We start from the raw sequence: 20,098 nt of genomic DNA, 5'->3' as shown, positions 1-20,098 counted from the left end.
GCGTCAAAAACCAGCGCGTGCTTACGCGACGGTGCGGGTCTCGCCCGCGCCGTAGAGGTTGCTGTCGCAGCGCCCGCAGAGCGTCGGGTGAGCCGCAATGCTGCCGACGTCGGCGCGGTAGTGCCAGCAGCGCTCACACTTGGCATGGGCGCTGGGCGTGACGACGACGCCCAGTTCGCCTGCTGATGCCAAGCGCACGGCCGACGTGATGAAGACGAAGCGCAGGTCGTCACCCAGGCTGGCCAACAGCATCTGGTCCTGCTCGTTTACCTTGAGCACCAGTTCGGCCTGCAGCGAGGCGCCGACAGCACCCGTCGTGCGCACCGCCTCGATGGCCTTGTTGACCTCATCGCGGATCTCGTGGATGCGATGCCATTTGGCCAGCAGCGCTAAATCCGTCTTGCCGAAGTCCCAATAGGTCTCCGTGAAGATGCTCTCGCCCTTGCCGAAGATCGTCCAAGCCTCCTCGGCCGTGAAGCTGAGGAAAGGCGCCATCCAGCGCAGCATGGCGTGCGTGATCTGCCACAGCGCCGTCTGTGCGGATCGGCGGGCCAGGCTCTTGGGCGCGGTCGTGTAGAGGCGGTCCTTCAGCACGTCCAGGTAGAAGGCGCCGAGGTCCTCGGAGCAGTAGACCTGGAGTTTCGACACCACCGGGTGGAACTCGTAGCGCTCGAAGTGGCTCAGGATGTCGGCCTGCAATTCGGCGGCACGAGCCAGCGCGTAGCGGTCGACTTCCAGCAGATCGCCGGGTGCGACCGTGTCCGTTGCCGGGTCGAAGTCGCTGACGTTGGCGAGCAGGAAGCGCAGCGTGTTGCGGATGCGGCGGTAGCTGTCGACGACGCGGGCCAGGATCTTTTCGTCCAGGCCGAGGTCGCCCGAGTAGTCGGTTGCGGCCGTCCACAGGCGCAGGATCTCGGCGCCGAACTTGTCCGACACGGCTTGCGGCGCGACGACGTTGCCCATGGACTTGCTCATCTTGCGGCCCTGGCCGTCAACGACGAAGCCGTGCGTCAGCAGCCCCCGGTAGGGCGCGCGGCCATAGAGGGCGCAGGCGATCAGCAGCGACGAATGGAACCAGCCGCGGTGCTGGTCGTGGCCTTCGAGATAAAGGTCGGCCTCGGGGCCGCTGTCGTGGCCCGCTCCCTGGTGGCTGCCCTTGAGCACATGCTCGAAGGTGGAGCCGGAGTCAAACCAGACGTCGAGGATGTCGTTGCCCTTGGTGTACTGGGCCGCCTCAGCACCCAGCCACTCGACGGCGTCGAGCTTGGACCAGGCCTCGATGCCGTTCTGCTCCACCAGCTGGGCCGCGCGCTCGATGAACTCCAGCGTCTTCGGATGCGCCTCGCCCGTGTCCTTGTGCAGGAAGATAGGCAGCGGCACGCCCCAGCTGCGCTGGCGGGAGATGCACCAGTCGGGACGGCCGGCGATCATGTCGTGCAGGCGGGCGCGGCCGTTCTCGGGGTAGAAGCTGGTGGCTTCGATAGCGGCCAGCGCGGTCTTGCGCAGGCTGTCGGGCGCCTTGTTCGTCGTGAACAAGCCGTCGCCCTCATCCATGCGCACGAACCACTGCGCCGCCGCACGGTAGATGACCGGCGTCTTGTGCCGCCAGCAGTGTGGGTAGCTGTGGGTCAGCTTGCTTTGCGCCATCAGGCGGCCGGCGTCCTGCAGCGCCTGGGCGATGACGGGGTTGGCCTTCCAGATGTGCTGGCCGCCGAACAGCGGCAGGTCGGCGGCGTAGGCGCCGTTGCCCTGCACGGGGTTGAGGATGTCGTCGAAGGCCAGTCCGTGGGCGACGCAGGACTGGAAGTCGTCCAGGCCATAGGCGGGTGCGGAGTGGACGACGCCGGTGCCGTCTTCGGCAGTCGCGTAGTCGGCCAGGTAGACCGGGCTTTCGCGGTCATAGCCGGGGTCGACGTGGGCCAGCGGATGCTTGAACTTCTGCAGCTCCAGCTTGCGGCCTGGCACCACGGCGACGACGCTGCCTTCGAGCTGCCAGCGCGCCAGGCACTTCTCCACCAGCGCCTCTGCGACGACGAAGTAGCCCTTGGCCGTGTCGACCAGCGCGTAGGGCAGCTCGGGGTTCAGGTTGAGCGCCTGGTTGGCGGGGATGGTCCAGGGCGTGGTCGTCCAGATGACGGTGAAGGCGTCCTTCGTCAGCGGCGCCACGCCAAACGCGGCGGCCAGCTTCTCGGGCTCGGCCGACAGGAAGGCCACATCGACGGCCGGCGACTGCTTGTCCGCGTACTCGATCTCGAACTCGGCCAGGGACGAGCCGCAGTCGAAGCACCAGTACACAGGCTTCAAGCCGCGGTAGACGAAACCGCGCTCGAACATCCGCTTCAGCACGCGGATCTCGCCGGCCTCGTTGGCGTAGTTCATCGTCTTGTACGGGTTGTCCCATTCGCCCAGCACGCCCAGGCGCTTGAAGTCCGTGCGCTGGCCGTCGATCTGCTCGGTGGCGTAGGCGCGGCTCTTGGCCTGCACCTCGTCGCGCGGCAAGCCGCGACCGAAGGTCTTCTCGATCTGGTTCTCGATCGGCAGGCCGTGGCAGTCCCAGCCTGGGATGTAAGCCGCGTCGAAGCCCGCCAGCTGGCGCGCCTTGACGATCATGTCCTTGAGGATCTTGTTGGCCGCGTGGCCGATGTGGATCTGGCCATTGGCATAAGGCGGGCCGTCGTGCAGCACGAACTTCGGCGCGCCGCAGCGGGCGTCGCGCAGGCGCTTGTACAGGCCTTGCTCGTCCCAGGCCTTGACCCAGCCCGGTTCGCGCTTGGGCAGGTCGCCGCGCATCGGGAAGGGCGTGTCGGGCAGGTTGAGCGTGGAGCGGTAGTCCGGGGTGGTCATGGCATGCGGCCAGGCGGCGTGCCTGGCGATCAAGAAGCGGGGAGGGCGGAGCGAAGAGCGGCGGGGAGCCGCTTCAAATTCGGTCGCGCGTGGTCTGGCGTCGCTGGGCGGCGTGGGTGGCCAGGAAGGCGCGCGCCGCCGCCGTGTCGGCTGCGATGGCAGCCGTGAGCGCTTCAAGCCCGTCGTACCTGGCTTCGTCGCGAAGTTTGTGCAGCAGTTCCACGCGGGCGAGTTTACCGTAGCCCCCCTCGGGGCCGAGGGGCCACCGCAGGCAATGCACCTCCAGCAGCACGCGGCCGGCATCTTCGACGGTGGGCCGCCGGCCCAGGCTGGCGACGCCCGGCAGCGGCTCGGGCGTCAGGCCATGCACCAGCACCGCGAAGATGCCCTGGGCGGCCGGCTTGTCATGGTCGAAGCGCAGGTTCAAGGTGCGAAAGCCGTCGGCCGCGCCGGGGGCGCTCTCGCCCAGTTGGCGGCCCAGCTTGCGCCCGTGCGTGATGTGGCCCGAGATGGCATAGGGCCGACCCAGCAGCGCCGCGGCGGCCGCCATGTCGCCCGCGGCCAGCGCCTCGCGCACGGCCGAGCTGCTGACGCGCAGGCCGTGCACCTCGTAGCTCATCATGCGGGCCACGTCGAAGCCGCGCGCCTGGCCGGCGGCATCCAGCGTCGCATAGTCGCCCTGGCGCTTGGCACCAAAGCGGAAGTCGTCACCGACCAGCACATAGCGAGCGCCCAGGCCGTCGACAAGCACCTGGCGGATGAAGTCCGGCGCCGGCAGTGAGGCCAGGGCCTCGTCGAAGCGCAGGATGACGACCTGGTCGACACCGCAGCGCTCCAGCTCCACGAGCTTGTCGCGCAGATTGGCGATGCGGGCGGGCGCGAGTTCGGGCTTGTGGGCCTTGGCGGCGAAGAAGTCGCGCGGATGCGGCTCGAAGCTCAGCACGCAGGTCGGCAGCCCGCGGTGGCGGGCCTCGGACTGCAGCAGTGCCAGCATGGCCTGGTGCCCACGGTGCACGCCGTCGAAGTTGCCGATGGTCAGTGCGCAGGCAGGTGCGATGCCGGGGTGGTGGAAGCCTCTGAAAACTCGCATGGGCTCATTGTCCCCGCTGCGTCATTGGCCCCAGACCTCCGCAGGGCTCGCCACCCAGCGCCATTGGCCGGGCGCCAGGTCGGCCGGCAGCGTCAGCGCGCCGAACTGCGGCCGGTGCAGGGCCTCGACGCGGTTGCCGACGGCCGCGACCATGCGCTTGACCTGGTGGTATTTCCCTTCGACAAGGGTCAGCCGCAGCAGCGTCTCGTCGGCGATCTCGGCGCCTTCGGCCTTGCTGATCTCGGGCGGTCGCTGGAACTTGGCCGGAAGCTTGCTCTCTGGCTCCTTCAGCTCGACGCCGGCCAGCAACTGCTCGACCATGGTCGCCGTCAGCGGATGCTTGCAGCGCGCTTCGTAGACCTTGGGCACATGGTGCTTGGGCGAGGTCAGCTTGTGGATCAAGGTGCCGTCGTCGGTCAGCAGCAGCAGGCCGGTCGTGTCTTCATCGAGCCGACCGATGGGCTGCACGCCGCGCTCGCGCAGCGGCGCTGGCAGCAGGCTGAGCACGCTGGGGTGGTGCTTGGGCTTTTGCGAGCATTCGTAGCCGGCCGGCTTGTTCAGCAGGATCAGTGCCTTGTCGTAGCAGGGCCACTCCAGGCCACCGACCGTGAAGCGCATGCCTTGAGTCTCGAACTCGGCCTCCGGGTCGTCGACGACTTCGCCGTTGACCGACACCTCGCCGTTCCATACCAGCCCTGCGCACAGGCGCCGCGTTCCGAAGCCCTGGCTGAAGAGGATCTGTGAGAGCCGCTGCTTCACGGCGTGGCTTTGGGCCGAGCCTGAATGGGCTGGATGTTGCCGCAGTCGGCGCTGATCCAATGGCCTTCGCCGCTGACGGCCGTGGTCACGGTCTTGCCGTCGCGCTGGCGGGTCAGCTTGACGTCGCTGGTGAAGGCGGTGTTGCCTTGCAAGGTGGTCGTGCCCTCACCCTCGGTGGCCGGGTCGGTGCAGACGAAATGGCTGTGGATGACATTGCCGCTGCGGCGGACATCGTGGGTGCAGTTGCCGGCCGGATGAGAGGGCGTGAGGTCGCGCTTGACCTGCTCCTCGGTGAGGCAGCTCTTGACAGTGACCGCACCACCCGCGAAATCCATGCTGACGCCGCGCTTGGCCATCATCTCCTGCATCATCTGCTTCTGAGCCGGGGGCATGCTCTCCATGGCCTTCTGGGCCTTTTCCATCTGCGCCTTGCGCTCGGGGTCGACCTGGGTGGTTTGTTTCATCTCCCACAGGCCCGGCTTCATCATCTGGGCCGAGGCGGAAGTCGCCAGCGCGACCAGGGAAAGGGCAATACAGCGAGCAGCGATCATGGCAAGGTCTCCCGAATGAAAGCGTGGTGAGACCTTGGCTCCTTCACGCTCAGGCAAACACGCCCGCAGTATCCAACATGCTCTGGCTGACCTGACCCAGGTGATGCATGGTGTCGCCCCATTGCATCTCCATGACGGTCAGGCGCTTGAAGTAGTGGCTGCCGGCGTACTCGTCGGTGACGCCGATGCCGCCGTGCAGCTGGGTGCACTGCTGGCCAACGAAGCGCATCGAGTTGCCAAGCTGCACCTTGGCCTGCGACAGCGCGCGGCGGCGCACGGCGGGCGTGTCGCCCAGGCGCAGTGTGGCGTAGTAGCTCATCGAGCGGGCCAGTTCGAGCTGCATCTTCACGTCGGCGATACGGTGCTTGAGCGCCTGGAAGCTGGAGATCACGACGCCGAACTGCTTGCGCGTGTTCATGTACTCGACGGTCAGCGCGAGGTACTTCTCCATGACGCCGATGGCCTCGGCAGCCTGCGCGGCAATGCCGATGTCGGCGGCCAGTTCCAGCAGGGCCAGGCCTTGGTCGGGACCGGCGATGAGCTGGGCGGGCGTGTTGTCGAAGTGGACCTCGGCCGCGCGCGAGCCGTCATAGAGCGAATAGGGCCGCGTGTGCACGCCAGCCGCCGAGCGCTCAACGAGGTAGAGGGCAACACCGTGCGGGGCGTCGTCGGTGCCGGACACGCGGGCCGGCACGATGAAGGCGTCGGCGACGTCGCCAGCCGGCACCAGGCTCTTCACGCCGGTCAGCTTGCCGTCGACGGCGCGCGTGGCTACCTGATTCAGGCGGTAGCGCGATTTGGCTTCCTGGTGCGCGAGCACGACGAGGGCCTCGCCACCGGCGATGCGTGGCAGCCAGGCGGCCTGCAGTTCATCGGGCGCGCGTCCGAGCAGCGCCGGTGCGATCAGCGCGCCCTGCGCCACCGGCTCCATGACGAGGCCGCGACCGAGCTCTTCCATGACCACCATCGCCTCGACGGCGCCGAAGCCCATGCCGCCGTGTGCCTCAGGCACTGCCAGCGCGGTCAGGCCCAGGCCCGCCAGGCCGTCCCAGGCGGCGCGGTCGAAACCGCCAGCGCGCTCGATCTTTGTTCGGCGCTCGAAGGCGTAGTCCTTGTCGACAAAGCGGCGCACCGCGTCGCGCAGGGCTTCCTGGTCTTCACTGAAATCGAAATCCATTTGTCCTGTCTCCCGCTCAGCCAAGCACCGTCTGCGCGACGATGTTGCGTTGCACTTCGTTCGAGCCGCCGTAGATCGTCGTCTTGCGGACGTTCAGGTAGTTGCCGGTCAGCGGGATGGCGTGCGTGGCGCCGCCGATCCAGGCACCGCCCAGCCACTGGTCACCTTGCCAGCCGGCCTCCATGGCCTCGTGCACATAGGGCAGGGCCAGCGGGCCACCGGCCAGCATCATCAGCTCGGTGTAGCGCTGCTGCAGTTCGCTGCCGCGGATCTTGAGCAGGCCCGCGACGTCCAGCGGCTGCTTGCCGGTGCGCTCGCCCGAAAGCACGCGCAGCACCATCATCTCCAACGCGACGACGTCGACTTCGCACAGCGCGATCTGGTCGCGGAAGCGCTGGTCGTCCATGAGGCCTTCGGCCTTGGCGATGCGCTTGAGCCGCTCGAGTTCGCGCTTGGCGCGGTTCACGTCGGCGATGTTGGTGCGCTCGTGGGAGAGCAGGTGCTTGGCATAGGTCCAGCCCTTGTTTTCCTCGCCGATCAGGTTCTCGGCGGGCACCTCGACGTTGTCGAACCAGACCTCGTTCACCTCGTGCTCGCCGTCGAGCATGATGATGGGCTTGACGCTGACGCCGGGCGTCTTCATGTCGATCAACAGGAATGAGATGCCGGTCTGCGGCTTGCCTTCGGTCGATGTGCGCACCAGGCAGAAGATCCAGTCGCCGTACTGGCCCAGCGTCGTCCAGGTCTTTTGGCCGTTGACGATGAACTTGTCGCCCTGGCGCTCGGCGCGGCACTTCAACGAAGCCAAGTCAGAGCCCGAACCGGGTTCGCTATAGCCCTGGCTCCACCAGACCTCGCCGCTCATGATGCCGGGCAGGAAGCGCTGCTGCTGCTCCGGCGTGCCAAAGGCCATGATGACCGGCGCGACCATGACCGGGCCGAAGGGCACGATGCGCGGCGCGCAGGCCAGCGCACATTCCTCTTCGAACAGATGGCGCTGCACGGCGTTCCATCCTGGGCCGCCGAACTGCTTGGGCCAGGCCCAGCCATGCCAGCCCTTGGCGCCGAGGATCTTGGCCCAGCGCTGCAGATCGTCCTTGTTCAAGCGCAGCGCGTTGCGTACCTTGTGGGCGATATCGGCCGGCAGGTTGGCGCGCACCCAGTCGCGCACCTCGGCGCGGAAGGCCAGCTCCGCATCGGTGAAGTTGAGGTCCATGTCTCGCCGTATTGTCGTGATGGGAATACCCGGCTTTTAGCACGGTCGTTCGCATCCTGGCTGTCCGGCCTGGGACAGAACAGCGAGCTGGTTTCCAGAAAGCAGAAAGCCGCCCGGAGGCGGCTTTCAGTCGAGATGACTCGGATCAGGCGGCGAGCTTTGCCTTGCGGCGACGCAGGCCGGCGACACCGACCAGAGCGACGCTGGTCAGGGCCAGCGAGGCGGGCTCGGGCAGCTTGAGGTTGGTGCCACCGCAGACGCCCTTGGAATCGACGGCTTGCGTGCACTTGGTGCCGGCCACGGCGTAGAGCTTGAAGAAATCGTCGCCATTGGTCAGCGTGGCGCGGTTTTCGGTCGCGATGCTGTTGGCGCCACCGGCCGTCTGAGCAAAACCGGAGTTGTAGGCGCTAATCAGCCACCAGCTGGACGTCTTGCCGGCGCCGTTGACCGAGTTGTAGGGATTGCTGGTGTCCTGAACCATGTCGCCATAGTTGCCAACCAGTTCCCAGCCAGCCATCGTGCCGGCTGCAGCGCCAGTCAGCGTGGGCGCTGCGGCACCGGTCCAGCGGAACACGGACACATCAACCAGGCCGGTGCCGACTTGCGTGGTACCTGCACCGCAGGTGCCGCCGTTCTGGTACGTCATCGCCTGCGTGGTGGTGTTCTTGCAGCTGATCTCGACGTTGGACGTGAAGCCAAGGCCGACGCTGCTCAGCACGGTCGAAGCGCTGAAGCTCAACAGCACCGCCTCGGTATTCTGGTTATTGTCCAATGCGTGATAGGGCGAGCCGTTGTCGGTGCCGGTGTACATGCCCTGGCCGTTGCCCGCGAACTGGGTCAGCGCGCTGCTGGTCCAGTTGCCATTGACCTTGTTGTTGACGTCGTTGGAGGCGTAGAAGCCCGACATCTGAACCGTGTAGGCGGCGTTGCCGCTATCGCCGACCGTGGTGGTGGGCGTGGTGTCCAGGCCCCAGTAGGCTTGGGCGCTCGAAGCCAGGCTCAAGCCGGCGACGAGGGCGCTCAGGGCAATCCAGCGGGACTTTTGGGCTTTCATCGGTTTTCCTTTTGGGCTGTCACCAGCTTTTATTCGCATTCGAGAGGTTTCTAGCAAGCTTGATGCCAAACCAGAAAACTCCTTGACTTTCAATGTCTTGCCAATTTGATCAGGGTGGTGACTGTTGGAAATTGTAAGAACAACCGACAGCCAAATAAGGCCTTTCGCCCCCTCAGTTGAGGGTGGCCAGCAATTTCTTGGCGTCCTCGGCCGAGGCAAAACTCACGGTGCGCAAAGCGGCGCGGAGTTCCTCGCGCGCTTCACCGCTGCGCCCCGCCTTGGCGAGCACCGCGGCAAGGTGGTAGCGAATGTCGGGGTTGTCGGGCGCGCGCAGGCGGGCGTCGCGCAGCAATTGCAACGCGCGATCGGGTTTCCCGGCGAGGTGGTTGGCCCAACCGGCGGTGTCCATCAACATGGGGTTGCGGATGTCGACCTTGTAGGCGCGCTCGGCCATCTCCAAGGCGCCGGGGTCTTTCGACTCCATCAGCACGTTGGCGAGGTTGTTCAGCGTTTCGGCATGGTTGGGACGCTGCTTCAGGATGGCTTCGTACTGCTTGCGCGCAGCGGCGAAGTCGCGCGCGTGCAAGTGCTGCACAGCGACGGCGTTGCGCACCGCGAGGTCGCTGGGGCTGCGCTTGAGCCAGGCGTCTCCCAGCTCGACGGCGGCCTTGGGACCACTCTGGTTGCCGACGGCGCGCATCAAACGCACCAGGCTGGCCTGGGATTTCTCGATGTCATGGGCCTTGCGCAGCGCGTCGATGGCGGCCGTGGCCTGGCCCCGGTAGGTGGCGACTTCGGCAAGCAGGTTGTAGCCGAGCGCCGACTTGGGCGCTGCCTGGATGACCTGTTTGGCGCGCTGCTCCGACTTCGCCGCATCGCCCTGCGTCAGCTCGATGCTGGCGAGCATGGCCTGGGCCGGCAGATAGTCGGGGTTGCCGCTCAGAGCCTTGTCAAGGCTGTAGGCAGCGCCGGCGTAGTCCTTGATGCCGACTTGCTGGCGCGCGACTTCCAGCAGGCGCGGTGCATCGAAGGCGGCGCGGCGGGCGGCATTGGTCAATGTGGTCTTGGCCCCGGCCGCGTCGCCGTTGGCAGCCTGGGCGCTGGCATAGGCCTGCAGGGCTTCGACATCCTCGGGCAGCTTGGCCAGCAAGAACTTGGCCGCGTCGACCGCGCGGGCCGGCTGGCCTTTGCGCAGGTGCCAGGCGACGAGGGCGAAATTGGCGCGCGTTTCGCGGGCGCTGCTGGCCTCTGCGGCACTTTCCAGCCATTTGAGTGCCTCGTCGTCCTTGCCCCACAGTTCGTTCAGCAGGGCCAGTTCGAACAGCACATTGGTATTGCGCTCGTCATTTTTCAGAACTTCCCGCAGCCGCTTGTTGGCGGCTTCGAAATTGCCAGTCACGGTGTCGATGCGAACCAGGCCCAGGCGGGCCTCCATCAGCTGCGGATCGAGCTTGAGCGCCTTCTCATAGCCGGAGCGTCCGCCGGGATAGTCGCCCGCCTGGGTCTTGGCATAGGCCTGGACCATGAGGACGGTTGCATTGTTCGGGTTGGCGCGCGCCAGGGTATCGGCCACGGCCAGGGCCTTGGGGGCCTGGCCTTCGCGCAGATACAGGGTGACCAGCGCCAGCCCGGCATAGGTCTGCTTGGGGTCGCTCTTGTAGGCCTTGGCAAGTTCGTCGGCTGCGGGTGTCGCCTTCCCGCTTTGCAGCAGGGACAGGCCCAAAGCCGTGCGGTACTCCGGCGAATCCTTGGCCTTGATCGCGTCCTGCATCAGCGCGACGGCGCGCGAGTGCCGCCCCTGGCTCATGTGGGCGGAAGCCAGCATCAGCAATGCCTGGCCGTCGCCCGGCCGGGCCTTCACGTAGGCGTCCAGCAATTCGACGGCGCGGTTGACGTTGGGTTCCTTCAATGCGACCTGGGCCAGCAGCTTGACGAGAGGGCTGCCGGGTTGCTGGCGGGAGGCCAGTTCCAGGAAGGGCTTGGACTTTTCCAGCTCGCCCAGGCTGTAGTGCGCCAGGCCGTTGAGCATCAGCAACTGGGTGCGGTAGCGGATGTACTCGATGGGGACGGGGTCCAGCAGGTCGGTGATCCGTTTCAACGCGGCCCGTGAAGTGGGCGCGTCGTTGGCGCGCTCGGCCAGCACAGCACGCAGATAGGCGCCGCGCGGATCGTTGGGCTTGATGGTCTGGAGCTCGTTGACCTCGGCCAGCGCCTCGGCGTCGCGGTTCAGGTCGATCAGCAGGCCGGCGCGGCCCAGGTGGGATTCGGCATGCTTGGGCTGGGCCTTGAGGGCACGCTCATAGCCGGCCAGCGCCGGGGCGACCTGGCCGTTGGCATGGAAGACGGATGCCTTTTGATAGAGAGCCTCGGCGTTGTCGGGTGAGAGCTTGAGTGCCTGGTCGGCCGCGGCATGGGCCTCGTTGAACTGGCGCCCGCGCACCCGCAGCGGGACTTCGGCGATCCAGCTGTTCACGTCGCTGGTGTTCAGCGCACGTGCATCCAGCACGCTTGCCAGTGCGGCCTTGGTATCGCCCATATCGGACTGAGCCAGAGCGCGCTCCAGCATGAGCTGCTGTTGGATGCCGGATGGCAGGCCGGCGGGCTGAATGCGTGGGTCCTCCAGCGCCTGGGACTGCTTGCCCTGGGCATTCAGCGCCATGACCAGGGCGACGGCAACCTCGGCGCGGTTGACGCCCATGCGGATGGCCTCGCCCAGCTCGAATTCGGCCGCCGCCGGCTGGCTGTCGGCCAGCAAGGCCTTGCCCAGCAGCACGTGGACCGAGAGCTGGCTCTTGTCGGCCTGCAGCGCGTTCTTCAGCTGCACGATGGCGCCGGGAATGTCCCGCTTTTCATACCGCTGCAGAGCGTCTTCGTAGAAGCGCGAGGCCTTGGCGGCGTCCTGGGCGAGCGCGGCGGGGGCGCCGGCAATCAACAGGGCGGCCAGCAGGCCAGACAGCAAGGCGGGTTGAAGGGGCATCGAGGCGGACCGGCTAGGGAGGGGCGCCGGATTCTTGCAGAAGCCGCCCGCTGCTATCAGTGCTGCAGCTCCAAAGTCATGACGTCGTTCTCGCGCCGCATCTGGAAGCGGTTCAGAAAGCTGTTGCCAAGCAGCACATGGCTCATCAGGCCGGGGATGACGATGGCCTCGACGTCGCGAACCTCGACGCTGCCGATGCGCACGCTCGCCAACTGGAGCTGATAGGCCGGCACGACGCCATTGGCCGTCTGGGTGACGATGCGCCTGCCGTACATATAGCGCAGGCCCAGCTTTTCGGCCTCGATCTGGCCGATGGAGATGCTGGTCGCCCCGGTGTCGACGAGGAAGCTCGTGACCTGGCCGTTGATCATGCCCAGCGTCGTGAAATGTCCGCCGGGGCCTACGGGCAGCACGATCTGGCGCGGCGGCGCGGCATTCTGCGCAAGCACTCGGCCCGGTGCGGCGCCGAGGGCGAGAGCCTGGCGCCGACCGCCGTATTCCACGACGGCGCGACCATCCTCCAGTGAGATCAACCGGACGCCCTTGACCATGGCGCCGACCTCGACAGTGCGCGGCTCACCGTCGATGACCAACAGGGCCGCGCGTGATCCCAGCATGCCATTGAGCTGGACCTGCGATGGCGGGGGTGGCAGCGGCTGCGCCGGGGCGCGGCTCGTGGCCAGCAACAGGAGAAGGGGCGCAATGAGCCCCGTAAAGCGGCGCATGCTCAATCGCGGAAATTGTTGTAGGTGAGCGGCGTGTCGCTGAAGTTCTTCTTCAGGTGGGCGATGCCGGTCTGCAGGTCGTCGCGGTTCTTGCCGGTCACGCGCACGGCATCACCCTGGATGCTGGCCTGGACCTTGAGCTTGCTTTCCTTCAGCGAGTTCACGATCTTCTTGGCCAGCGCTGCCTCGATGCCTTCCTTGATCTTGTAGACCTGGCGCACCTTGTCGCCACCGAGCTTTTCGATCTTCTCGGCCTTGTCGAGGAAGCTGATCACCACGTCCTGCTTGGTCAGCTTGCCGTACAACACAGCCTCGATCTGCTCCAGCTGGAACTCGCTGTCGCCCGTGGCGTGGATTTCCTTGTCCTTGAGCTCGACCTTGGCGCCCGTGCCCTTGAAGTCAAAACGGGTGCCGATTTCCTTGATGGCGTTGTCCACGCCATTGCGGATCTTGACGTGATCGGGCTCGAGAACAGTGTCGAAGCTGGGCATTTGGGAGGTCGGTAGATGAATCGGCGAAAATTTTGCTGTTTGCGCGCCGCGCAAACCATCCAAAAATTGTCCCATGTCCACGCAGTTACAGACCCCCTCGAACGGAGTGCCGCTCCCCCTCCATATCGAGGCGGACGTCAATCTCAAGCCCTACAACACCTTCGGCCTGCCGGCCGTGGCGAAGCGCCTGGTGCGCATCCGCGAGGCGGCCGACGTCCGCCGCGTCGTCGATCACCCCGAACTGGGCCGTGCGCCCAAGTTCGTGCTGGGCGGCGGCAGCAACCTCGTCTTGACCAAGGATGTCGATGCCGTCGTGCTGAAGGTGGAAATTACCGGCATCCGGCTGTTGGAAGCGCGCGACGACGCCTGGATCGTCGAGGCAGGTGCCGGCGTCGTCTGGCATGAGCTGGTCACCTGGACGCTGGACCACGGCTACCCAGGCCTGGAGAACATGGCGCTGATCCCCGGCACGGTGGGGGCCGCACCGGTGCAGAACATCGGCGCCTACGGTATCGAGGTCAAGGACCGGCTGGAGGCCGTCGAGGTCATGGATCTCATCACCGGGCGGCCGGCCCTGCTGCCGGCGGAGGTCTGCCGCTTCGGCTACCGCGACAGCGTGTTCAAGCACAGCGACTTCGGCGGTCTGGCGGGCAAGAGCGTCATCACCCGTGTGCGCTTTCGCCTGCCCCGGCCCTGGCAGCCGGTGCTCGGTTACCTCGAAATTGAACGCAAGATGGCCGAGACCGGCATCACCGCGCCGGATGCGCGCCAGATCTACGACTGGATCTGCGCCGTGCGCCGCGCCAAGCTGCCCGACCCTGCCGTCATCGGCAATGCCGGCAGCTTCTTCAAGAACCCGGTCGTCACGGCCGAGCAGTGCCGCGACATCATTGGCCGCGACCCCGGCATCGTTCACTATCCCATGCCCGACGGAAGCGTGAAGCTGGCCGCCGGGTGGATGATCGACGCCTGCGGCTGGAAGGGGAAGACAGTGGGCGGAGCGGCGGTTTACGAAAAACAAGCCTTGGTGCTGGTCAACAAGGCGGACGCGCGCGGCGCGGAAGTCGTGACGCTGGCACGGGCCATCCAGGAGAGCGTCTACGGGCGCTTTGGCATCCGGCTGGAGCCGGAGCCGGTCGTCCTATGAGGCTAACCCGGCGTGCACTCTTGGGCCTGCTGGGGGCTGCCGGGCTTCCAGCTTGGGCGCTGGAGCCGCTGCTAGCGCGCAATGCGCCGGCCGGCATCGACCCGCGGCCCTATCTCGTCAGCGAGAAGTTCGATGGCGTGCGGGCGTTGTGGGATGGGCAGGCTTTGAAGTTCCGCAGCGGTCGCACCGTCGCTGCGCCGGCCTGGTTCCTGGCCGAACTTCCCAGGCAGCCGCTCGACGGTGAACTGTGGATGGGGCGGCGCAGCTTTGATGCGCTATCGGCGGCCGTACGGCGCACCGAGCCGGTGGACGCCGAATGGCGGCTCGTCAGCTATCGCGTCTTCGAGCTGCCAGCGGGCGACGGAGATTTCGAACGGCGCGCGGCCAAGCTCGCGACGATGGCCGGCGGCGTCGTCATGCCGGTGCAGCAGCAGCGCCTCAACTCCAACGCCGAACTTCGGGCCAGGCTCAAGCAGGTGGTCGACGCCGGTGGCGAGGGCCTGATGCTGCACCGGGCCAACGCGCCGCTGGCCTCGGGCCGCAGCGATCTGCTGCTCAAGCTCAAGCCACTGGAGGATGCTGAAGCCGTTGTTGTCGGCCATGAGCCGGGCAAGGGACGGCTGGCGGGTCAGCTGGGAGCACTGGAGTTGCAGACACCCGAGGGCCAGCGCTTCAAGCTGGGCACCGGCTTCAGCGACGCCCAACGCCGCGACCCGCCGCCCATCGGCTCGACTGTCACCTATCGCTATCGCGACCTGACGCCGAGTGGCAAGCCGCGCTTTGCGAGCTTCCTGCGGGTGGCCGAGGCGTTCTGAAGGCTTGTCAAAGCCAGCTCAGCAGCTTCTGCAACCACAGAGGCAGCGGGCGGCCGGGGACGTAGTTCTGGCGGTACTGGCTGTGCATGGCGGGCTCCTCAAAAGCGAATACTGTTGATTTATACAGTATTCACCAGGGCCTCGCCAGCCCTCAGCGGGAAATCACTCGAGCTTGGGCAGGCCACCGCCGGCCAGCAGGCCGACACCGGTATAGATGCCCAGCTTGCCGCGCGTGTCGCTGATGTCGAGATTGCGCATCGTCAGCTGGCCGATGCGGTCGGCGGGGCTGAAGGCGCCTTCGACCTTTTCCATGCTCAGGCGCTCGGGCGCATAGGTCAGGTTGGGGCTCTGGGTGTCCAGCAGCGAATAGTCGTTGCCGCGGCGCAGCTCAATGGCCACCTCGCCGGTGACGGCGCGGGCGATCCAGCGCTGGGCGGCCTCGCGCAGCATGATGGCCTGCGGGTCGAACCAGCGGCCCTGATAGAGCAGGCGGCCGAGCTTGCGGCCGTTGTCGCGGTACTGCTCGATGGTGTCTTCGTTGTGGATGCCGGTGACGAGACGCTCGTAGGCGATGTGCAGCAGCGCCAGGCCCGGAGCCTCGTAGATGCCGCGGCTCTTGGCCTCGATGATGCGGTTCTCGATCTGGTCGCTCATGCCCAGGCCATGGCGGCCGCCGATGACGTTGGCCTCGGCCAGCAGGGCCACCGGATCGCGGTACTCGACGCCGTTCAGCGCCACGGGCACGCCTTCCTCGAAGCGTACCGACACGGCTTCGGCCTTGACGACGACGTCATCGCGCCAGAACGCCACGCCCATGATGGGATTGACGATCTTGATGCCGCTGTTCAGATGCTCCAGGTCCTTGGCCTCGTGCGTGGCGCCCAGCATGTTGGAGTCGGTCGAATAGGCCTTCTCCGCGCTCATCTTGTAGGCGAAGCCCTTCTCGGTCATGAAGGCCGACATCTCGGCGCGGCCGCCCAGTTCATCGATGAAGGTCTGGTCCAGCCAGGGCTTGTAGATCTTCAGCGCCGGGTTGGTCAGCAGGCCGTAGCGGTAGAAGCGCTCGATGTCGTTGCCCTTGTAGGTCGAGCCGTCACCCCAGATGTTGACGCCGTCGGCCTGCATGGCCGCCACCAGCATGGTGCCGGTCACGGCGCGGCCGATGGGCGTCGTGTTGAAGTAGGTCACGCCGGCGGTGCTGATGTGAAAGGCACCGGCCTGCAGCGCGGCAATGCCTTCGGCGACCAACTGGGCGCGGCAGTCGACAAGAACGGCCTTCTCGGCGCCGTACAGCATGGCCTTGCGGGGGATTTCGTCGTAGTCCGGCTCGTCGGGCTGGCCGAGGTTGGCCGTGTAAGCGTAGGGCAGGGCGCCCTTGAGCTTCATCCAATGCAGGGCTGCGGAGGTGTCGAGGCCACCGGAGAAAGCGATGCCGACCTTCTGGCCAACGGGAACGGATTGCAGGATCGTGGACATGGTGAGGGTCTCTTAGACGAGGTTCTGCCACTCGGGGTGGCGCTGGATGTAGAGCTGGACGTAGCTGCAGGCGGGCACGACCTTGAGGCCTTCTGCGCGGGCCCATTGCAGGCCGGCCTCAACCAACTTGGCGGCGAGACCTTGGCCACGATAGGCCGGCGGCACGCCGGTGTGGGTGAACACGACGCGGCCAGCGCTCAGCTCGTAGTCGAGCACGCTGAGGGGCGTGGTCGGCAGCGTGAAGCGCTGGTGGCCGGGTTCGTGCCGGGGTGTCATTCGGTGGGTGCCTTCAGGGCAACCGGGTGGACCTCCACCGATGCGCTGGCGGTCGACACGTAGACGCTGCCGTCCTGGATGCTGATCTGCAGCTGCATGCTGCGTTCGGCCAGGGCTGCCAGGGCCTGGGACTGCTCGGCGGGAATCTGCCATACGGCCAGGCGTGGCGCGCGCGTCAGCTTGTTTTCGATGCCGCTCCACCACACCGGCGTGCTGGATGCGAAGCTGTAGACGCTGACGCGGCGGGCGCGGCCATGGGCCTTCATCAGACGGCGTTCGTCGGGCTGGCCGAGGTCGATCCAGTGCTGCAGCTCGCCCGTCAGGTCGGGTTGCCAGAGATCGGGTTCGTCCACGTCGGACAGGCCCTTGGTGAATTCGAGCCGGCCGTTGAGATCGTCGGCCGGCACATTCAGTGCATAGGCCAGCACGCGGATCATCATGCGCTCGTCGGTCTCGCTCGGGTGGCGGGCGATCGTGAGGGCGTGGTCGCCGTAGACATGGCGGTCCATGTCGGCGATCTGCAGCTGGGCTTTGTGGATGGTGGCTTTGAGCGCCATGGGGAAGGGGCCGGGGCCCCTGTAACGAAGAGCAGCCGAGGATTATCGCGGCGAAGCCTCGTGGCATCATTCCGCCTCCCGCTTTGAACCTTCGCAACCCGGTTGCGCCCTCTTCATGAAACGCATTCTTCTTACGTTGGCCTTGGGTCTCGCTGTCTCCGCCCAGGCACAAGTCACCACCAATTCCAAGGCCAAGGTCGACCCGAAGAACAACAAGGTCAGCAACCCGGTTGTCGAGAAGCCCAAGGCCAAACTGATGTCGCGCGACGAATTGCGCGCCTGCATCACCCAGCAGGACAACAACAGCAAGGAAGCCGAGGCCATCAAGGCCGAGCAGGCTTCCTACAAGGCCAATGCCGACAAACTCAAGTCGGAGAAGGCCACCCTTGAGGCCGCCGAGGCCGTGCTGGGCAAGCAGATCGCCGACGTGAAGGCCGAGAAGGAAGCCATCCTGAAGGCGCACGAGGCGCTGACGGCCGAGGCCCCCAAGCTCGAGAAGGCCGAACTGAAGGCTCGCAACGACGCCTATACGGCGCGCACCACAGCTTTCGGCACGGCGGTCGAGGCCGTCAAGGCCGCGGATGCCGAGCAAGGCATCAAGCGCAAGGGCTTCTCTGACAAGGTGGACGCGTTGGATGCCCAGTTCAAGGCGCTCGAAGAGCGCACCGAGAAGCACTTCGACGGCAACGACAAGTGGAAGGCCGAGTGCCAGAACAAGGCCTACGACGAGAACGACGAGAAGGCCATCCGCAAGGAAAAGGCGGCCGCGGGCAAGTGATCCGCGCCGTTCACTGACCCTTGCAAGCGGGCCGCCTCCGGCAGGAAGCGGCCCTTTTTGTTTTCTGAAGGACTTTGCATGAGCAACCCGCTGCTGCACGACTGGGCCGGCCCACACGGCCTGCCGCCCTTCGCCGACATCACCCCGGCGCATTTCCAACCTGCCTTCGACGCCGCGCTGGCTGCCCACCGCGCCGAGATCGACGCCATCGCGGCGCAGGCCGCGGCGCCGGACTTTGCCAACACCGTGGCCGCCTTCGACGCCGGCGGCCGCCAGCTCACCCGGCTCGAACACCTCTTCTACACCCTGGCTGCCTCGGCCACCTCGCCCGAGCTGCAGGCCGTGCAGCGCGCCCTAGCCGCGCCGCTGGCCGAACATGGCAGCGCCATCTACATGCATCAGGGCTTGTTTGCCCGGGTCGACGCCTTGTTCGAACAGCGCGAGCGCCTGGGGCTGACGCCCGAGCAGCGCCGGCTGCTGGAGCGCGTGCATCTGGACTTCCTGCGTGCCGGAGCCCGCCTGGCGCCCGAGGCGCGTACCCGCTACGCCGCAGTGATGGCCCGCCTGGCTGAGCTGAACACGCGCTTTGCGCAGAACGTGCTGGCCGCAGAGAGCGGCTACCAACTGCGGTTGACGACCGAGGAGGAGCTCGCCGGCCTGCCCGGCTTCGTGCGTGCCGCCGCCCGCCAGGCTGCCGTCGACCGTGGCCTTCAAGAGGGTGTCCACGTCATCACGCTGTCGCGCTCGTTGATCGTGCCCTTCCTGTCCTTCAGCGCGCGGCGCGACCTGCGTGAGCAGGCCTGGCGTGCCTGGGTTGGCCGCGGCGACGACACCGGTGACACGGACAACCGAGAGATCTGCCGCGAGATCCTTGAGCTGCGCGCCGAGCAGGCGAAGCTGCACGGCCATGCCTGCTACGCCGACTATGCGCTGGAAGACACCATGGCACGCAGCCAGGGCGCCGTCATGGGCCTGCTGGAGCGCGTCTGGCACCCGGCGCTGGCCGCTCAGGCCCGCGAGCGCGAGGCGGTACTCGGTGCCATGGCCGCGGCCGGTGCCACACATGAACTTGAGCCCTGGGATTGGCGCTTCTACGCCGAGCAGGCCAGGCGCGCCCGCTTCGAGCTGGACGAGGCCGAGGTCAAGCCCTACTTCTCGCTGGAGCGCATGGTGGCGGCGATGTTCGACTGCGCCAGCCGGCTCTTCGGCCTGCAATTCAAGGCCCGGCCCGACCTCGCCGGCTACCACGCCGACGTGCGCGCCTATGAGGTCTTCAACGCCGACGGCAGTCTGCGCGGCCTTTTCCTGCAGGACAACTTCGCCCGCCCGACCAAGCGCAGCGGCGCCTGGATGAACGCGATGCGCAACCAGAGCCGCGCGCTGGGTGCGACGCCGGTCATCCTGAACAACAACAACTTCGCCCGCGGCGCCGCTGGCGAGCCCACGCTGCTGAGCTTCGACGATGTGCGCACGCTCTTCCACGAATTTGGCCACGGCCTGCACGGCCTGCTGTCCAGCGTCGAGCATGAGCGCCTGGCGGGCACTCAGGTGCTGCGCGACTTTGTCGAGCTGCCCTCCCAGCTCTACGAGCACTGGATGGCCGAGCCCCAGGTGCTGAAGACCTTCGCCCGTCACTGGCAGACCGACGAGCCGCTGCCCGATGCGCTGCTGGCCAAGCTGCAGGCCGCGCGCCAGTTCGGCCAGGGCTACGAGACGCTGCGCTACACGGCCAGCGCCCTCGTCGACATGGCCGCGCACGCGCTGCCGGCAGCACCTGATGACGTGGTTGCATTCGAGCGCGAAACGCTCGAAAAGTGGCAGCTGCCCAGCGAGGTCGGCCTCAATCACCGATTGACGCACTTCCAGCACTTGTTCAGCAGCGCTGGCTATGCGGCGGGCTACTACGTCTACCTGTGGGCGGAGGTGCTGGACTGCGACGCCTTCGACGCCTTCGTCGAGGCCGGCAATGTGTTCGATGCGGCGGTCGCTGCGCGGCTGCGCGAGTGCATCTATTCGACTGGCAACAGCCGCGAGCCGGGCGAGGCTTTCCGCGCCTTCCGCGGCCGTGACCCGGTCGTGGAGCCCATGTTGAAGGATAGGGGTCTGCTGCCCGCCTGATGTAAAACCCTGGCGCGACCGCATTGCGGGCGGTCGCGACGTTATCC

General features: G+C 66.6%; 17 protein-coding genes. 4 read left to right on the top strand and 13 right to left on the bottom strand.

What is annotated here, in order from left to right; genetic code table 11:
• Positions 1-21: 21 nt before the first annotated feature.
• The 10 genes from ileS to ACXJKM_RS13265 form a co-directional block, all read right to left on the bottom strand.
• Positions 22-2,844, bottom strand: coding sequence for an isoleucine--tRNA ligase (gene ileS / locus ACXJKM_RS13310; RefSeq protein WP_056202503.1), 2,823 nt, complete (start codon positions 2,842-2,844; stop codon positions 22-24).
• A 73-nt stretch (positions 2,845-2,917) separates the two neighbouring features.
• Complete coding sequence (locus tag ACXJKM_RS13305) at positions 2,918-3,934, bottom strand: bifunctional riboflavin kinase/FAD synthetase (RefSeq protein ID WP_056201961.1); 1,017 nt, start codon at positions 3,932-3,934, stop codon at positions 2,918-2,920.
• Between the two features lie 21 nt (positions 3,935-3,955).
• Entirely contained in the window at positions 3,956-4,693 is a 738-nt protein-coding gene (locus tag ACXJKM_RS13300) for a 16S rRNA pseudouridine(516) synthase (RefSeq protein WP_457352854.1), read from the bottom strand.
• Positions 4,690-5,244 (bottom strand): DUF3617 domain-containing protein, encoded by a 555-nt coding sequence (locus ACXJKM_RS13295; RefSeq protein ID WP_056201967.1) that lies wholly within the window; start codon positions 5,242-5,244, stop codon positions 4,690-4,692. Before ACXJKM_RS13295 ends, ACXJKM_RS13300 begins: the two co-directional genes overlap by 4 nt.
• A 49-nt stretch (positions 5,245-5,293) precedes the next feature.
• Positions 5,294-6,421, bottom strand: a complete 1,128-nt coding sequence (locus tag ACXJKM_RS13290; RefSeq protein ID WP_457352852.1) for an acyl-CoA dehydrogenase family protein — start codon at positions 6,419-6,421, stop codon at positions 5,294-5,296.
• Between the two features lie 16 nt (positions 6,422-6,437).
• Positions 6,438-7,637 carry an acyl-CoA dehydrogenase family protein gene (locus tag ACXJKM_RS13285; protein WP_457352850.1) on the bottom strand — a complete coding sequence of 400 codons (1,200 nt, stop codon included), beginning with the start codon at positions 7,635-7,637 and terminating at the stop codon, positions 6,438-6,440.
• A 145-nt stretch (positions 7,638-7,782) separates the two neighbouring features.
• A complete protein-coding gene (locus ACXJKM_RS13280; protein WP_056201975.1) occupies positions 7,783-8,691 on the bottom strand; it encodes a PEP-CTERM sorting domain-containing protein in 909 nt (302 codons plus the stop codon).
• 172 nt (positions 8,692-8,863) lie between these two features.
• A complete protein-coding gene (prsT, locus tag ACXJKM_RS13275) occupies positions 8,864-11,668 on the bottom strand; it encodes an XrtA/PEP-CTERM system TPR-repeat protein PrsT (RefSeq protein WP_082532908.1) in 2,805 nt (934 codons plus the stop codon).
• A gap of 56 nt (positions 11,669-11,724) precedes the next feature.
• A complete protein-coding gene (locus ACXJKM_RS13270; protein ID WP_457325664.1) occupies positions 11,725-12,285 on the bottom strand; it encodes a retropepsin-like aspartic protease family protein in 561 nt (186 codons plus the stop codon).
• Positions 12,286-12,395: 110 nt separating this feature from the next.
• On the bottom strand, positions 12,396-12,884 hold the full coding sequence (locus ACXJKM_RS13265; protein WP_056201983.1) for a YajQ family cyclic di-GMP-binding protein: 489 nt from the start codon (positions 12,882-12,884) through the stop codon (positions 12,396-12,398).
• Between the two features lie 73 nt (positions 12,885-12,957).
• Here ACXJKM_RS13265 and murB point away from each other — a divergent pair, with 73 nt between their 5' ends.
• A complete protein-coding gene (murB, locus tag ACXJKM_RS13260) occupies positions 12,958-14,031 on the top strand; it encodes a UDP-N-acetylmuramate dehydrogenase (RefSeq protein WP_056201985.1) in 1,074 nt (357 codons plus the stop codon).
• Positions 14,028-14,846 (top strand): DNA ligase, encoded by an 819-nt coding sequence (locus ACXJKM_RS13255; RefSeq protein ID WP_457352847.1) that lies wholly within the window; start codon positions 14,028-14,030, stop codon positions 14,844-14,846. The genes murB and ACXJKM_RS13255 overlap by 4 nt, the downstream gene beginning before the upstream one ends.
• 162 nt (positions 14,847-15,008) lie before the next feature.
• On the opposite strand, the gene argG is transcribed toward ACXJKM_RS13255, so the two are convergent.
• Genes argG through ACXJKM_RS13240 form a run of 3 tightly spaced genes read right to left on the bottom strand, consistent with a single transcriptional unit; the run spans position 15,009 to position 17,155 of the window.
• On the bottom strand, positions 15,009-16,322 hold the full coding sequence (gene argG / locus ACXJKM_RS13250; RefSeq protein ID WP_457352845.1) for an argininosuccinate synthase: 1,314 nt from the start codon (positions 16,320-16,322) through the stop codon (positions 15,009-15,011).
• A 12-nt stretch (positions 16,323-16,334) separates the two neighbouring features.
• A complete protein-coding gene (locus tag ACXJKM_RS13245; protein WP_056201994.1) occupies positions 16,335-16,598 on the bottom strand; it encodes a GNAT family N-acetyltransferase in 264 nt (87 codons plus the stop codon).
• Positions 16,595-17,155, bottom strand: coding sequence for a YaeQ family protein (locus ACXJKM_RS13240; protein ID WP_056201997.1), 561 nt, complete (start codon positions 17,153-17,155; stop codon positions 16,595-16,597). Before ACXJKM_RS13240 ends, ACXJKM_RS13245 begins: the two co-directional genes overlap by 4 nt.
• A gap of 115 nt (positions 17,156-17,270) precedes the next feature.
• On the opposite strand from ACXJKM_RS13240, the gene ACXJKM_RS13235 reads away from it, so the two are divergent.
• The gene (locus tag ACXJKM_RS13235; protein WP_157281937.1) at positions 17,271-17,933 is read left to right on the top strand and encodes a hypothetical protein; all 663 of its coding nucleotides are present in this window, start codon (positions 17,271-17,273) and stop codon (positions 17,931-17,933) included.
• 78 nt (positions 17,934-18,011) lie between these two features.
• A complete protein-coding gene (locus ACXJKM_RS13230; RefSeq protein WP_457352843.1) occupies positions 18,012-20,051 on the top strand; it encodes a M3 family metallopeptidase in 2,040 nt (679 codons plus the stop codon).
• Positions 20,052-20,098 lie beyond the last annotated feature (47 nt).

The organism is Roseateles sp. P5_D6 (genome assembly GCF_054049415.1).
This window is presented reverse-complemented; position numbering and strand designations above follow the sequence as displayed.

Bases quoted from the DNA above. Each gene is read 5' to 3' on its own strand.
- ACXJKM_RS13270 (WP_457325664.1), bottom strand. From the start codon at position 12,285: ATGCTGGGATCACGCGCGGCCCTGTTGGTCATCGACGGTGAGCCGCGC.
- ACXJKM_RS13245 (WP_056201994.1), bottom strand. From the start codon at position 16,598: ATGACACCCCGGCACGAACCCGGCCACCAGCGCTTCACGCTGCCGACC.
- ACXJKM_RS13240 (WP_056201997.1), bottom strand. From the start codon at position 17,155: ATGGCGCTCAAAGCCACCATCCACAAAGCCCAGCTGCAGATCGCCGAC.
- ACXJKM_RS13235 (WP_157281937.1), top strand. From the start codon at position 17,271: ATGAAACGCATTCTTCTTACGTTGGCCTTGGGTCTCGCTGTCTCCGCC.
- murB (WP_056201985.1), top strand. From the start codon at position 12,958: ATGTCCACGCAGTTACAGACCCCCTCGAACGGAGTGCCGCTCCCCCTC.
- ACXJKM_RS13280 (WP_056201975.1), bottom strand. From the start codon at position 8,691: ATGAAAGCCCAAAAGTCCCGCTGGATTGCCCTGAGCGCCCTCGTCGCC.
- prsT (WP_082532908.1), bottom strand. From the start codon at position 11,668: ATGCCCCTTCAACCCGCCTTGCTGTCTGGCCTGCTGGCCGCCCTGTTG.
- ACXJKM_RS13295 (WP_056201967.1), bottom strand. From the start codon at position 5,244: ATGATCGCTGCTCGCTGTATTGCCCTTTCCCTGGTCGCGCTGGCGACT.
- ACXJKM_RS13285 (WP_457352850.1), bottom strand. From the start codon at position 7,637: ATGGACCTCAACTTCACCGATGCGGAGCTGGCCTTCCGCGCCGAGGTG.
- ACXJKM_RS13265 (WP_056201983.1), bottom strand. From the start codon at position 12,884: ATGCCCAGCTTCGACACTGTTCTCGAGCCCGATCACGTCAAGATCCGC.
- argG (WP_457352845.1), bottom strand. From the start codon at position 16,322: ATGTCCACGATCCTGCAATCCGTTCCCGTTGGCCAGAAGGTCGGCATC.
- ACXJKM_RS13290 (WP_457352852.1), bottom strand. From the start codon at position 6,421: ATGGATTTCGATTTCAGTGAAGACCAGGAAGCCCTGCGCGACGCGGTG.
- ACXJKM_RS13255 (WP_457352847.1), top strand. From the start codon at position 14,028: ATGAGGCTAACCCGGCGTGCACTCTTGGGCCTGCTGGGGGCTGCCGGG.
- ACXJKM_RS13230 (WP_457352843.1), top strand. From the start codon at position 18,012: ATGAGCAACCCGCTGCTGCACGACTGGGCCGGCCCACACGGCCTGCCG.
- ileS (WP_056202503.1), bottom strand. From the start codon at position 2,844: ATGACCACCCCGGACTACCGCTCCACGCTCAACCTGCCCGACACGCCC.
- ACXJKM_RS13305 (WP_056201961.1), bottom strand. From the start codon at position 3,934: ATGCGAGTTTTCAGAGGCTTCCACCACCCCGGCATCGCACCTGCCTGC.